General features: G+C 36.6%; 13 protein-coding genes and 1 pseudogene. 7 read left to right on the top strand and 7 right to left on the bottom strand.

The genetic code is table 11. The features are described from left to right. Positions 1 to 3: 3 nt before the first annotated feature. Positions 4 to 1566 (bottom strand): acyl-CoA dehydrogenase family protein, encoded by a 1563-nt coding sequence (locus KSHG_RS08815; RefSeq protein WP_010304689.1) that lies wholly within the window; start codon positions 1564 to 1566, stop codon positions 4 to 6. Positions 1567 to 1892: 326 nt separating this feature from the next. On the opposite strand from KSHG_RS08815, the gene KSHG_RS08810 reads away from it, so the two are divergent. Continuing rightward, complete coding sequence (locus tag KSHG_RS08810) at positions 1893 to 2681, top strand: lipid II flippase Amj family protein (protein WP_042231727.1); 789 nt, start codon at positions 1893 to 1895, stop codon at positions 2679 to 2681. Between the two features lie 151 nt (positions 2682 to 2832). On the opposite strand, the gene KSHG_RS16600 is transcribed toward KSHG_RS08810, so the two are convergent. Together KSHG_RS16600 and KSHG_RS18485 are read right to left on the bottom strand one after the other, a co-directional pair. Further along, a complete protein-coding gene (locus KSHG_RS16600) occupies positions 2833 to 3840 on the bottom strand; it encodes a DUF1835 domain-containing protein (protein ID WP_083844864.1) in 1008 nt (335 codons plus the stop codon). A gap of 9 nt (positions 3841 to 3849) precedes the next feature. After that, positions 3850 to 4050, bottom strand: a complete 201-nt coding sequence (locus KSHG_RS18485) for a hypothetical protein (RefSeq protein ID WP_010304682.1) — start codon at positions 4048 to 4050, stop codon at positions 3850 to 3852. A gap of 139 nt (positions 4051 to 4189) precedes the next feature. Between KSHG_RS18485 and KSHG_RS08795 the strand changes: the two genes are divergently transcribed. Next, positions 4190 to 4873 carry a YjjG family noncanonical pyrimidine nucleotidase gene (locus KSHG_RS08795; protein WP_010304679.1) on the top strand — a complete coding sequence of 228 codons (684 nt, stop codon included), beginning with the start codon at positions 4190 to 4192 and terminating at the stop codon, positions 4871 to 4873. A gap of 94 nt (positions 4874 to 4967) precedes the next feature. Here KSHG_RS08795 and KSHG_RS08790 read toward each other — a convergent pair whose 3' ends face one another. Further along, entirely contained in the window at positions 4968 to 5543 is a 576-nt protein-coding gene (locus KSHG_RS08790) for a hypothetical protein (protein ID WP_010304676.1), read from the bottom strand. Between the two features lie 302 nt (positions 5544 to 5845). Between KSHG_RS08790 and KSHG_RS08785 the strand changes: the two genes are divergently transcribed. Next, the gene (locus tag KSHG_RS08785; RefSeq protein ID WP_010304674.1) at positions 5846 to 6760 is read left to right on the top strand and encodes a hypothetical protein; all 915 of its coding nucleotides are present in this window, start codon (positions 5846 to 5848) and stop codon (positions 6758 to 6760) included. Between the two features lie 138 nt (positions 6761 to 6898). Here the strand turns inward: KSHG_RS08785 and KSHG_RS08780 are convergent, their stop codons facing one another. Then, positions 6899 to 7660, bottom strand: a complete 762-nt coding sequence (locus tag KSHG_RS08780) for a YibE/F family protein (protein WP_010304672.1) — start codon at positions 7658 to 7660, stop codon at positions 6899 to 6901. Beyond that, a complete protein-coding gene (locus KSHG_RS08775; RefSeq protein WP_026022551.1) occupies positions 7657 to 8787 on the bottom strand; it encodes a YibE/F family protein in 1131 nt (376 codons plus the stop codon). The genes KSHG_RS08780 and KSHG_RS08775 overlap by 4 nt, the downstream gene beginning before the upstream one ends. 668 nt (positions 8788 to 9455) lie before the next feature. Between KSHG_RS08775 and KSHG_RS08770 the strand changes: the two genes are divergently transcribed. The 4 genes and pseudogenes from KSHG_RS08770 to KSHG_RS08760 all read left to right on the top strand — a co-directional run bounded on the left by KSHG_RS08770 (position 9456) and on the right by KSHG_RS08760 (position 12854). Beyond that, positions 9456 to 10688: a tetratricopeptide repeat protein gene (locus KSHG_RS08770; RefSeq protein WP_010304668.1), complete on the top strand. Its 1233-nt coding sequence runs from the start codon at positions 9456 to 9458 to the stop codon at positions 10686 to 10688. 178 nt (positions 10689 to 10866) lie between these two features. Further along, a pseudogene (locus tag KSHG_RS18025) lies at positions 10867 to 11565 on the top strand (MFS transporter); the annotation flags it as partial. Then, a complete protein-coding gene (locus KSHG_RS18020) occupies positions 11550 to 11909 on the top strand; it encodes a major facilitator superfamily protein (RefSeq protein ID WP_010304663.1) in 360 nt (119 codons plus the stop codon). The pseudogene KSHG_RS18025 and the gene KSHG_RS18020, both read left to right, overlap by 16 nt. 234 nt (positions 11910 to 12143) lie before the next feature. Further along, positions 12144 to 12854, top strand: a complete 711-nt coding sequence (locus KSHG_RS08760; RefSeq protein WP_010304661.1) for a nucleotidyltransferase domain-containing protein — start codon at positions 12144 to 12146, stop codon at positions 12852 to 12854. A gap of 301 nt (positions 12855 to 13155) precedes the next feature. Here the strand turns inward: KSHG_RS08760 and KSHG_RS19115 are convergent, their stop codons facing one another. Then, positions 13156 to 13305 carry a recombinase family protein gene (locus tag KSHG_RS19115; RefSeq protein WP_315970518.1) on the bottom strand — a complete coding sequence of 50 codons (150 nt, stop codon included), beginning with the start codon at positions 13303 to 13305 and terminating at the stop codon, positions 13156 to 13158. Positions 13306 to 13720: the final 415 nt, after the last annotated feature.

Raw genomic sequence — 13720 nt, 5'->3', positions numbered from 1 at the left:
TGTTTAGAAAATTGGTAAATCTTCGTATGGCTCTGTTACAAATTGTTGATATGAAACAAATAATTCTTCCCATAAAATTTCCCACCGTCTTGCGGCTCTTACATTTTCTTTATTTGGTAAATCCACTAAATTAATTTTAATAATCGACTGAATTTCTAACGTATATTGTTCAACTTCCTCTGAATCTAACTGCGGAAACATCTCTGTTAATAAGTCCTGTAACGAGAATTCTGATTTTAGTAAATCTCGATAAATTTGAGCTAATAATACATTACGTGGTCCTTCCCACAATTCATTTACCATGCTATCTCTAAATAATCTTGGTAAATCACTAAAATCTTCAATTGCGCCATTCCCACCAAATAAAGAAATAGCCAATCGCAATTTCTCTACAGTTTCTTTAGAAGCATAAATTTTTTGGAGTAAGATGAGTTCACGCAGCGCAAATGATTTTAAAGGTGTGCTTTCCTTTTTCTCATACAATGTATAAATGTGAAAAGCTGTTGCAACAGTACGCTTTGCCGCTTCTTCTAAATCTGCAATTTGTACTGCTGCCATTGGAAATTCACTAATTTTCCTTCCAAATACATCTCTAAAACTCGTATATAACTTAACTTCTCGGGCTGCACGCATTAAAAATGCTGCGCTTCCAAAACCAATATCAAGTCTAGATTTTGTCAAAACTAAGCTAACAGCGATAGCAACACCACGATTTTTCGGACCAATTTGATAAGCAACCGCTCCATTATATTCGATTTCTCCAGAAGGCAATTCAGTCGTACCTAACTTCCATTTCAAACGATTAATTTCATAATTATTTCTTTTTTCTTTCTGCCGATCTCCAGGCAACCATGATGGAACGATAAAAGCCGCTACTTGATTACTGTCTTCAATTCGTGCTGTTACGACCGCATAGTCTGAATGAACAGCTGAACAGAAAAACTTATGACCATATAGTCGATAATTCTCCCCATCTGGGACAGCTTTCAGTACATTCGCTGGAATATCAGAACCACCTTGCATTTCCGTCATATATTGTGCGCCGATACCAAAATCTCCAGCAATTCCTTCTTTCACATGATGATGAATCTCTTTTACTTCATCCGACACTTCGTCATAAAAAGCTTCAATTAAGGCAATCAATCCGTCTGTACATACTAATGGGCAAGAAATACCCGCTTCTCCATTTCCTTGCAATAAGAAACGCTTAATAATTCCTTCATATAAATGATTTTCATTTGAGAATATGCCCTCTTGAAAAACTTCATTTGATATTTGAACGGCCTCCTGTGGTCGTATAATTCGGTCGATTCGATGATTATATGCATCAAAATGTCGAATCTTTGGATGGTTTTCTGGTCGAGCATATTCACTAATAATCGGCCGCCACTTGTACGATACTTTTTCACTAAATTGCTGTAATGATGGTAAAAGCTTCGTAAAAGAATCTCCCATCATATTTTCTATCACTTTTTGAAGAAATGGATTCTCTATATCATTTAACAATGACCTCTGTTTCAAAAAATCATCAAAAGAATATTGTTCATTTTTCTGTACTTTAAACATATAATCATCTCCTTTATACAGAATTTAACATACAACAAGCGAAAAGTAAACATTGTTCACTTTTTGTTTTTAAATAGATTTCACAGAATATAAATAGACAATTAAAAACTCGTACCAATTTGCACCGTTACGAGCTCAATGTATAATTTCATTCCTCAACTGTTGAAACCTTTTAATACTCATCTTCTACTACTAAACTTCAAATCGCCCGCATCCAACTGGAAGCGGGCTTTTTTTATGGAAACTTCCACATCCAAAAAACGTCAAATTGTAAAAATTAGGATTTGGCGGTGTTCGTAATAGAACTCATTACAGAAAAACTCATTATGATTGCTTTGTTTATATTAATTATTCACTCGATTGAAACGCTCGCCTATGCGGTTCGTCTTGCAGGTGTGCGTGTACGTTTACTCGCTTCAGCATTATCTCTTTTTAACGTGATGGTCATGGTTTCAAGACTGTCCAATATGATGCAGCAACCATTTACCGGTAGTTTAGTCGATCAAGCGGCTGGTCAGCATACGCTTCACTTTGTCGAAAGTCAATTTCGATTCATTATTAGTGCCGCTTCCGTCGGTACACTACTTGGTATGCTGTGCTTACCTACGTTCATCGCCCTTTTTTCGAGAGCAATTGTTCATTTAGCAAAAGAGCGTGGTTCGATTCCTGCTTTAGTCAAAAAAGGCTTCAGCCCTGCCTATATTCGTAGAGGGTTGAAGCATATTCGAAGACCGAGTTTCTCTTATTTACGTGGGATTCGTATCAGTGATATTCCCGTTCAATTGTTTTTGATTAATATGGTTATTACTGGTGTTTATACGATTGGTGTTCTTTCCGCTTTATATGCGAGCCTACTCGTTCCGGAGTACAAAACGACTGCCATTATGGCTTCTGGACTCGTAAACGGCATTGCGACCATTTTACTGATTGTATTTATCGACCCTAAAATTTCGATTTTAGCAGATGATGTTCTCAATAAAAAAGGCAGTTACTTAGACTTAAAAAGAGCGTCTGTCATGATGATGACATCCCGCTTCTTAGGAACATTGTTTGCGCAACTTATTTTCGTTCCCGCAGCCTATTACATTGCATGGTTTGCTAAATTCATTGCGTAACATACGTAAAAAAAAAACAGCTTCATTGAGCTGTTTTTTTCATTTCTATTCCGCTACTAAACTTCGAATCGCCTGCATTACTGCTTGTTCATTCGCTTCTACTACTTTAGATGTGACAGCAGTAAAGGAAGATTCATGCCGATGTTAATCATTATTTCATTTTAATAGTGTAGCGATGCATCGCAGACGGAACACCTTCCATATCGAATATGCCGTCTACAATAAGACGCAGCACGCGGTATTCAATAAAATACGTTCCGATCTGTTGCGGTATATGCCCCATCACTTCGCCGATGACTCGCACACATTTGACAAATTCTCCTTGTTTGCTTTGCGTTTGAACCATTTCAATAATGTCGGCATCGTAATGATTTTCCGGTACGTGTATCACCGCATCATTTTCCCAAATGCGTAACACACCGTGTTGTTCACTAAGCTGTAGCCATTGTCGCTCAAAATCACGGCGTTCTTCCGTCGTCAATACGTGCAGATTTTGCGGTTGTACGTATAGTTCTTTTAGTTGCTCGGATGCCATTTCTCCCATATGACGGGTGTCGTCCCGCTGGAAATGTCGTGTGTACGCGGCATGACTATTTATGATTGTAATCGTATTCTCTTGTTCTTTTAGTACGTAAACAATGAAGCGCAGCGCTGTTTGCTCATGCGCATTGTCACCAAACCAAATGACGATGTTTTGGTCTTTGCGTATGTTTTGAAGTTTTTGTATAGAACGTTCGATCGTTTGTTCATATGCTAATAATGCCGCTTCCTCTAAGTTTAAATGCGTTCGCAGCCAGTCGTAGCGATTTTGCATGCCTTCTCGTGTATGCAGCTGCCAAATAGGTCCAATAGAAAATAAATCTGCCACGTTCAAAATCGTCTCTTTTTCCGTTACATTCAATGCCTGTAATGCTTGTTTCAAACTTCCCGCAGCCGCATCGCCGAAAACGATATGTACCGTATCGTGCTGCATCTGTTCATGATTTTTATGATCCGCTACGAGTGTTCGATACGTTTCTTGAACGTTCGAGAAAAAATGTTGCTCCGAATAATGCGCCTCTTCTTCCACCGTTCGCATATCCGAAAAAATTTGCTCAAGTAAAGACTTTGCTTCTCCCTCGTCCAACTCGTTCATGATTCGATTCATATCCGTCATCATCCATTCTCCTCACTTTTGTTGAACTCTTTTTTTCCACATACGTTTCACGTCAAAAAAGGCAAATGTACGACAAACTATAAAGCCTATGAATAACATGATTGCTAGTAATTTATGCTGTTCCCAACTCGTGATGAAGCCATACGCACAGCCGATTATGACGACAATCGCAAAATAATCGTTACGCCACCGCTCAAGTGTAGGCATCCCCATTTCCCTCACGCTCCCTTACCGCTCAAAATCTTCTATACCGATAAATAATCTTCCTTTAGTGTACCATCAACGGAAAAGCTTCGCCGTCCTCAGCATAAGTGTGCTATAGTACGGGTTAACGATGAAAGGAGGTCACGCTATGACGTATGACATCATTCTTTTTGATTTGGACGATACGTTGTTCGATTTTACGAAAGCGGAGCAACACGCTTTTTCTGAAGTGTTTCGCGCGCATGGATTACTCGCAAATTTAACGCAGTACGAAAAAAGCTATGAAAACATTAGCAGCGCGCTCTGGCAAGCACTTGAACAAGGCGACATCACCCTCACCAAATTAGGTTCAGAACGATTTAGACGGTTGTTTGCGCAACATGACCTAGACCTCGATGCTGTCGCATTCAATGAAGCGTATTTAACGTACCTCGGAAAGCAAACAGAACTCGTTGAAGGCGCTGAACGCGTCATTCATGCTTTGGCTCATAAACGACTGGCGATTATTACGAACGGCTATACGGACGTTCAAACAGCGCGCATCGCAAATTCTCCATTCAGTGACGCATTTGAACAACTCATCATTTCAGAAGCGATTGGCTTCCAAAAACCACATGCCGGCATTTTTGATGCAGCATTCACCCAATTACACATTACCGAAAAAGCCAACGTCCTCCTCGTTGGCGACTCTTTAACGTCCGACATACGAGGCGGCCATAACTACGGCATTGCGACATGTTGGTTCAATCCGTACGAAAAAGAAAACCACACATCCTTTACGCCGACGTATGAAGTGAGGAAGTTGGAAGATGTACTTGAGATTGTTGGATAGCGTAAGAACGTTAAACGAAGTTACATAAAAACTGCATAATTTTCAAACAAAAAAGGAGTAGCCTGAGCTACTCCTTTTTACTTATTTCACAGCTTTAAAATTTATTGTCCACAAGTTTAAAACCGTTATATTTGGCTTCAATTGAATTAGAAAAATCATATGGTGTAATCATTGCTGGTGTTGACCAAGTAATGTGATCAAAATTATTTTTAAATGTTACGGAATTCGTTTTAAATGTTTTGCCCGCTTTATAGTATGAATACCATACAAGTTGGCTACAATATGTTTTCTTTGTCCCTTTTAATGGTGCTTTTAAAGAATACGGAATTTTTTTACCTTTAAAATATTTTTTCGCATTATTTGCAGCTTTTTTTCCTAAATTTGCATTGTTAGGACGAACGACTTTTACTTTATTGCCATAACGTTTGTACCAATTTTTAATTGTCATTACTTTAGGGTATGGCTCACTTTTCCAACCAGATGTGTGCAAAACATGTTTAGAGTCAATCACGATTGCGCTATGTCCAGCAATTCCGACAAAACTAGTTTTATTCGTAACTAAAATGTCACCCGGCTTATGCGTTAATGCTTGAGCTTCCTTTGCATTATAAGAAATGCTAATTAATAATGCTGCACAAGCAAGAAAACATGTAAATACTATTTTTTTCATTTTAAAACCCCTTTACTATTTAATCTAAATGGTAAAGGGGTTTTAATTATTTGTGTATAGTTCCAAAATATCGAATACCTTATTTTTCTATAGTTTAAATTTTGTATTTTTATATACTTTTAAGTATATTTATTTATAAAGATTTGCATGTATACTTCTAATAAAGAGGTAAAAAATTAAAGTTACGTCTGACATTCTGCAACGAAGAAAAGTGTATAAATAAAGAATTTTTGGTATAAATTTGGTATTTTTTCAAAAAAATGATATTATTATGATATTAAAAAGAAAAGGAGACTGTTAAGTTGTTCAACAAAAAGAAAATAGTTGCATTAGGATTGGCTAGTTTGTTATTACTCGCTGGTTGTGGAAAAGATTCCGATACAAATGATAAAGAAACAAAAAGTAACGTAACGAGCAATCAAGCGTTCTCTGAAGAAAAGCCACTTAGAATCGGTGAAGATTTAAGTAAAAATAATAGAACTTGGTTCATCGTTGAAGTGGATGGGGATACAGGGGCCGTATCTAAAGATTCTTATATAAAAAATGTCTTAACCGTGAAAGACAAAAAAATACAAAATGTAGAAGCACATAAATTTTTAACTGAGGAAGAAGCACAACATCAATTATCTTATTATAAATTGAAAGACTTACGCGATTTTAAAAGTACCGATGCGTTTATTGAACAAAATATAAAAGATAACGAAAAAATTTGGAAACAAGAAATTGCGAAACACACGAAACCTTTCACTCAAACGCAAGAAAATATAGGGTACAACGATGAAGAATGGGCGGTATATGAAAAAGATGAGAAAAGAAAAAGAGAACTTTATAAAACCGTCAAATACTTACCTCCTCAATTTTTAAGATATAGGATATTCTTAGATACAGATGATAGTGGCAATAATGTAGCTCGTGAAGGAATCGCTATTCACGAAACGACGAATGAAATGCCCTCTGCAGAAACTGCCGATCAGCTCGAAAAATATATTAAAGAGTTGAATGAAGATGAAAGTGTCCACGATGATTATACGTCTTATACGCTCGCTGTTTTTAATGCCTTCGAAATATATGACGATGCCTACGCTGGTTATTATTTATACCGCTCTGGAGATTTAAAGGGCGCGTTAATAACGAAGACGGATAAAGACAATGTTGCGAAAATTGTAACAGGTTTAGACGATTTAGATTTAGAAGGTGCTATAATCGATCAAGATTGATTGTACGCACATGTATATAAAGTAAATTCCATCAAACGTACGTCACACTCTTTATGAAACAAGCGACAATCCATCATTGTCGCTTGTTTTATTTTTATGTAAACAAAAAAGCTACGTCCCATAACGTAGCTTTTTCCCTTATTGCACTTTCTTGCGTGTGAAGTAATAAGCCGTAATCCAAGACGTGATTGGAATGACGAGGACAACGCCGAGCCCTGAGCAGCAAATCGTAATGACTTCCCCGCTAAAAATTTTGGAATTGACGATGTCACCGAACGAATAGTGAAGGTCTTTGAACCAAATGAGGAGCGCTAAATAACTTCCGATGAATGCGAAGAATAGCGTATTCATACTCGTTCCGATAATGTCCCGACCGATGCTCATGCCGAAGCGGAATAATGCTTTGCGGTCGATTGTCGGTTGATGCGAATACATTTCTTGCATAGGCGACGAAATCGCAATCGCCGCATCTGTAATCGCCCCAATCGTACTCATAATAATGACGGAAATGGCGATTTTCATAAAATCGACGCCGACATAAAGTGAATAAGCGCCGAGTTCTTCCGTTTCTTCTTCGCCGAATCCTTGAATGAGCGCAAATTGCGAAATGAATGTAATGACCCCTACGAGAACGAGCGTTGATATAATGGAAGCGACGAACGCTGTTTGCGTTTTTTTATTGATTTTATTAATGAAAAATAAATTAATCCAGCTTATGACGATACACGCAATGAGCGTGACGACAATTGGATTAAGCGATGGAACGTTCATAAAAAATAATAAAACGATGACGACGATGAAATTTAAAAATAAGGCGATAAATGAGCGAATGCCTTTTTTACCACCAATGGCGAACATTAGTACAAATAAAATGAGCGCAAGAACGACGATTGCATTCATTTAACCACCTTCTTACTTTTCAAAATAAATAAAATGGTCACATATAAAGCGACAGGAATCGTCACGACAATGCCGATCCCACCTGCAAGTGCCCGGACAATTTCTAAAGATAAATTAATGGACAATGTATAACCGAATGCCCCCGCATTTTTGAAATACAAAATCAAAATCGGAATCGAGCCGCTAATATAAGCGAAAAATAAAATATTCGTCATCGTCCCCATAATGTCTTTGCCGATTTCGAGACCGGATTGTGTCAGTGCTTTGATCGAAATGGTCGGATGTTCCTCGTAAAGCGTTACTAATGACGAGGAAATTGTAATGGCGACGTCCATTACTGCGCCAAGTGCGCCTAAAAATAAGCCGGCAAAAAAGACCGTTTTATAGGGGCGCGTTAAAAATTGCAGCTCTTCATAATATAAACCTTGCTCATTCGTCAGCTTTAAGACGAGGAACGTAATCGCGAGTGAAACGGCGGTCCCGATGAGCGTCGCGATAATCGCCGCAGCGGTTTTTTTGTTGACGCCGTTGACGACGAGTAAAGAAAAAATAGTAAAAATTAAAATACATATACTGCATATGAATAAGAGAGATGCTTGCTCGTTTGCGATGTAGAGGTCGAGTGCGTATGATAAAATAAACGCATTCGTACAAAGCGTCACAATCGCAAAGACACCTTGCTTTTTACTGACGACAATTAACATGAGCAGCAGCATCCAAATGATGATTGCTAAATATTTATCACGCTTCACACCATCAATCGTTGCGCTCTGCGTACCGTCTTTTGCCTCTTTCATCGTGACGAACAGCTCTGTTCCTTTTTTCAATTCATAATCATTCGCCTGCGATGTCGAATACCCGTTTTCAGCGATGACTTCTTGCCCTTGATGTGCCCCATTTTTTAATGTGAGCGTAAGTTGCTGCGTGTATAACGTATCTTCATTTTCGTATTGATCGATTGTGTTTTCTTGATTGAGCGTCGTAACAGACGTCACTTCCCCAATCGTCTGTTCATACAATGCATGATTGTGAAAAACAAAATAAAGCGAGCTTACACAAAGAACGCCTAATAAGCTAAACCACATCATACGTTTTCGATTTATCATCATATTTTTACCTACCTGCATTCATTCATTAGAAAATTTTATTATAACAAACTTTCCCACACCGCTTCGCCGTCTTTATGACGAAAACATGGCGAGCCATTCCATAGACCTAAAAAACGAGGTGAACACGATGAAAACAATAGTATGTACAACGATCAAATGGATTGCTGCGCTTTATTCAATTGGCTATATTCTATTTGGGTATCCGAGCGACCCCTTTCTCATGCGCGCACTGAATAGCCTCATGTTTATCATTTTTTCGGTCACCTTGCTTATGTATGTAACGAAGCGGATCGAACGGTAGTGGTATCATTAAATAACGGCAAAAAAAGACTTAGGAAATCAAACTCTAGGGAGAGATGAATTTCATGAATGATAACATGAGAAAAAATAAAAACTTCTTATCGATGGAAGTACCGTTTAAATTTAATGAAAAACCACACCGCTTCTTTTTATATATTCCCCGACTTTCGATTTAATCATATATCAATATTCACTCCACTCTCAATGATTTGGATTTTATAGATTACACAATCTACTAGAATTCCTTATACATAGTCTAGATAATCAGCTATTATTTACACAATATTTAATTAAATTATTCTGATATGATAATAACTGAGGTGATGAAGTTGGACAGACACAATAAAATTGGACAGACGATCAAGTTTTTTAGGCAATTACATCATATGAATCAAGATACATTGGCTGTAGGTATATGTACGACATCTTATTTAAGTAGAATTGAAAATGGCTTAGTAGAGCCTAATGAAATCGTATATCAATTATTGTTTCAACGATTAGATTTGGATTTTACATCTTACTTTGAAAAAGATAGTCAACAAGAACAATTGATTGAACAAATTTATGAAAATTTACTGTCTAATGAAACAATCAATGAAAAAGAGTTAGAAACACTTCGATTGATTTATGAACAACGTACATCACCAAGTTTACAAATACAAGTAGATTTAGTGTATGGTCGTTACTTATTAAGCCAAGAATGTATAGAGGAAGCAGCTACCATTCTCGCTTCTTTAAATGATTCATTATTGCCGAGTGATTCAAGAGAATGGCAATTGTTTGTGGCAACTAAAACGTATTATGAGTTACTAATAGGCAATTATGATGCCATCTTAAATAGAGAGTTTCAGTCAAATAGTAAGTTTCATTTAGCTAAAAGTTCTACGTTCGAACAAGCAAACTATGCATACCATTTAGCATTTGCTAGTCATCGAGCGTATCAATTTTCACTTGCTAAACAATATATCGAAGAAGCCATTCAGTTATTCAAACATCGATATAAGCCACTTTTTCAAGTAAAGCTTTATTCGATGTATGGTGTGATATTAAATGCTTTAGGCCAGACAGACGGTGCATTGAAAGAATACCATGCAGCTATTGAACTATTAGAATATGTTCCTACGATTGCCACAGATAATCAGTGGTCGTCTATCTATAATAATATCGCGTTCACCTATGAATCAAATAAACAATTCGAGCGCGCAGTTCACTATTATGAAAAAGCATTAGCTTTCAAAAATGATATTCACACACGTATAAACTATACGCGTACGTTGTTATTTGGGGAGAAAAAAGAGTTATTTTCTAAAGAAATACACGAGCTTTCAAAAAAGCAATTTTCAGAAGGTACGCACCACCATATGCAATTTTTATTAATGAGAGCATTCGAAAAAATAGATACATTAGAATCCCTAGATACGTTTTATAAAATCGAAAAAACGGTATTTAACTATTTTTCAGAAGCTGAACATATCGAATTGATGTTGTCATATGGCCCTCTCGTTGCAAAAGTACATGAAGAAGCGAAACAATATAAACGCATGGGAGAACTGTATCAAATTTTATTTGAAACGAGCGAGAAAATGCGCCAAAGAATTTCCAACGGGCATCACGTATGAAATGGCCTAGACATTATGCGTATTTACTAATAGGTTTAGGTATATCCCAATTAGGTAACTGGGTGTACTTGATTGCTTTAAACGTCTTCATTTGGAATTTAACGCATTCCCCTGCAGCAGTAGCGATGCTTTTCGTTATTGGCCCTGTTATTCGCATCATTTGTAATTTTTTGTTGGTTCTTATATTGATCGTTGGAACAAAAAGAAAATCGTGATTGCCACAGACATAGTACGAGGCATCTTCGTTTGTCTCATGCCATTTATGGATCAACTATGGCTTATTTATGCTTTAGTTGGCGCAACGAATAGTGCAAGCACATTTTTTGGTCCAAGCAGCACGTACTTAATCACTGTGCATATACAAGAAGAGCATAAGCAGCGTTTTAATGCGCTTCATTCTACACTAAATTCTGGTTCATTTATGATTGGTCCAGCATTTGCAGGCATTCTTTTAGCAATCTTTCAGCCAGGCGTGGCGATGTGGCTGAATGGCGTAACTTTTTTTCTATGCGCTGTTCTATTAACTTTCCTTCCAAATGAAGCTAAGTTGCTTCATAGTAGCTATTCAAAAATAACATGGCGAACGATTAAGAAAGATTGGCAGAGTACCCTTGTTTACGCCAAAAAACTTCGTCTATTCACACAATTAATTATGCTGTATTCGATTGCGTTGATGATCGCGTTTGCTTTAGATTCACAGGAAATGACTTTTTTATTCACACATCTTCGTATTTCGGAAAGCTTATATGGCCTCACTGTCACCATCGCAGGTATCGGCGCTATTGTTGGAGGATTTTTAGCGACGGCTCTTACTAAGAAGTTGAGCAGTGTGTTTTACCTTAAAGTTGGATTTTTTTTACGATGCTTAGTTATTTAGGTTTTTATTTAGCCAATTCTTATAGTATAGCCGTCGTTTGTTTTGTCACGTTGGGCTTATTTATGGCTTTCAGTAATACAGGATTCGCAACACTTTATCAAACTACGATTCATCCAGATATGATGGGCCGATTTAGTAGTATGTTGAACGTAATACAAAGTCTTCTTCAAGTAATGTTTACACTGTTAATAGGATTTTTAGCAGAATGGTTCTCATTGCAATGGACAACAGTTATTTTCGCTAGTATCGCTGTAATCTTAGCGATTTTGCTTTCACTTATGCCACTAAAACCCAACAATCTACATCATTTTAAAAATCTGATTGAAGATGGAGGGACAAAATGATTTCATATAAAGCTACTTGTATTTTCTGCAAAAAGATTTTCAAATTTTAGAAGGAACGAACAAATATCGTATATTTAAACGAAATATGCGTGGCCAATATTCCTGTGATAATTGTGACCGTACAATTCAACATGAAGCCAAACGAGCTTTAATAGGTAAGTTTCAATAAGTAAAAAAATCTGAACATTCCGTTATATACTATGAATTAAATAGGAATGCATGGGAGTGACTACAGTGGAGAAAATAAATGCGAAAGAAGCAGCTTATACGTTTATTGAAAAATCTTTTCCTGATTGTCAAGGCGCTTTGTTGGCTGGAAGTGTGGTCAGAGGTGAAGCCACAGAAACATCTGACCTCGATATTGTCGTTTTTGATAACGCGCTATGCTCATCATATAGAGAATCTTTAATAGATTATGGATGGGCTATAGAGGTTTTTGTACATAATTTAACCTCTTATAAACAGTTTTTCGAAATGGATTGTAAACGTGCTATGCCCTCAATGCCCAAAATGGTTGCAGAAGGAATGATTCTAAAAGATGATGGGATCATTAACGCAATTAAAAAAGAAGCGATACAATTATTAACTAATGGTCCAGAAATTTGGACAGACACAATAATTAATACAAAGCGATATTTTATTACGGATGCCTTAGAAGATTTTATCGGTTGCGCTAATAGAGCGGAAGATATATTTATAGCCAATCATCTTGCAGAATTAATTAGTGAATTCTTTTTAAGAACGAACGGTCAATGGGTTGGATCATCAAAATGGGTCGTACGAGCATTAAAAAATTATGATGAAGTGTTCACAACTACTTTCGTAGAGGCCTTTGATACTTTTTATAAAACTGGCAACAAAGCTTTAGTGATCCAATTAGTTGATGATGTTTTGAAACCATTTGGAGGACGGTTATTTGAGGGATTTACTTTAGGAAAAGATTAATTAATTATTATGATTTAGAAAAATATATACGAAACAAATTAAAACAACGTTCTTGAATGAAAGTTGGGAATGTTAAATCAAATAGCTAGAACAACGGCTTATTTATCAAAATTTTGATTTTCTTTTGGAGGCTATTTGTTGCTTATAAAAACTATTTAAGAGGGGTTGTCGGTAGTTATGAGATGAAAAATAAAAAATTGTTATTATTTTAACAATCGTTTTTATTGTAGTGATTGCAATGTCTGAAGCATTTTCTCCAGCATCACACAGCTTACGAATTTGTCTTTTTTATCTGCATCTATTACAGATGGCTTCCGATTTTACCACGTTTTTTAGCAACTTTAAGACCGACTTCTGTACGCTTTTGGATAATGTCCCGTTCAAATTCTGCGAATACGGCGAGTATGCTCTTGTTTTGTTTACGTTTCTCTTTAACGTTGTAAATTCGCATTTTTCTGGCGGGACATCTATTAGTGAACCATCGTAATATAATAAAGGCTATAAAATGCATCCATTCATACGTCTTACTGATTGTTTTCATTAGTATCACAGATAATAAGATCTACACAAATGTAAAACCCACTTCAACCGAAGTGGGTTTTTATTAATCGACAAGGTCATCTAAATACAAACGTAATATATTTTTTAGCTCATTAATTGCTTTTCGCCAAAGATTTGTCCAATCTTCTTGTAATAAATAAGCACCTTCTGCACATAATAAAATATGCACATGCTGATTGTAAGAACCTGATTTTTATTTAAGGTTCCCTCGGTTGAATGCACAAAGCCAATTATATTTTTTGCTACTTTTTTGCACTTCATCAAACGATTAAAACCAATCGCTGCTTCAAAGCTTCACATTCCAT

Origin of the sequence: Kurthia senegalensis (assembly GCF_000285595.1) — a bacterium.
Taxonomy (GTDB): domain Bacteria; phylum Bacillota; class Bacilli; order Bacillales_A; family Planococcaceae; genus Kurthia; species Kurthia senegalensis.
This window is presented reverse-complemented; position numbering and strand designations above follow the sequence as displayed.

Excerpts from the sequence above, each read along its gene's own strand:
- KSHG_RS08815 (WP_010304689.1), bottom strand. The coding sequence starts at position 1,566 with ATGTTTAAAGTACAGAAAAATGAACAATATTCTTTTGATGATTTTTTG.
- KSHG_RS08810 (WP_042231727.1), top strand. The coding sequence starts at position 1,893 with ATGATTGCTTTGTTTATATTAATTATTCACTCGATTGAAACGCTCGCC.
- KSHG_RS16600 (WP_083844864.1), bottom strand. The coding sequence starts at position 3,840 with ATGATGACGGATATGAATCGAATCATGAACGAGTTGGACGAGGGAGAA.
- KSHG_RS18485 (WP_010304682.1), bottom strand. The coding sequence starts at position 4,050 with ATGGGGATGCCTACACTTGAGCGGTGGCGTAACGATTATTTTGCGATT.
- KSHG_RS08795 (WP_010304679.1), top strand. The coding sequence starts at position 4,190 with ATGACGTATGACATCATTCTTTTTGATTTGGACGATACGTTGTTCGAT.
- KSHG_RS08790 (WP_010304676.1), bottom strand. The coding sequence starts at position 5,543 with ATGAAAAAAATAGTATTTACATGTTTTCTTGCTTGTGCAGCATTATTA.
- KSHG_RS08780 (WP_010304672.1), bottom strand. The coding sequence starts at position 7,660 with ATGAATGCAATCGTCGTTCTTGCGCTCATTTTATTTGTACTAATGTTC.
- KSHG_RS08775 (WP_026022551.1), bottom strand. The coding sequence starts at position 8,787 with ATGCAGGTAGGTAAAAATATGATGATAAATCGAAAACGTATGATGTGG.
- KSHG_RS08770 (WP_010304668.1), top strand. The coding sequence starts at position 9,456 with ATGAATCAAGATACATTGGCTGTAGGTATATGTACGACATCTTATTTA.
- KSHG_RS18020 (WP_010304663.1), top strand. The coding sequence starts at position 11,550 with ATGCTTAGTTATTTAGGTTTTTATTTAGCCAATTCTTATAGTATAGCC.
- KSHG_RS19115 (WP_315970518.1), bottom strand. The coding sequence starts at position 13,305 with ATGCGAATTTACAACGTTAAAGAGAAACGTAAACAAAACAAGAGCATA.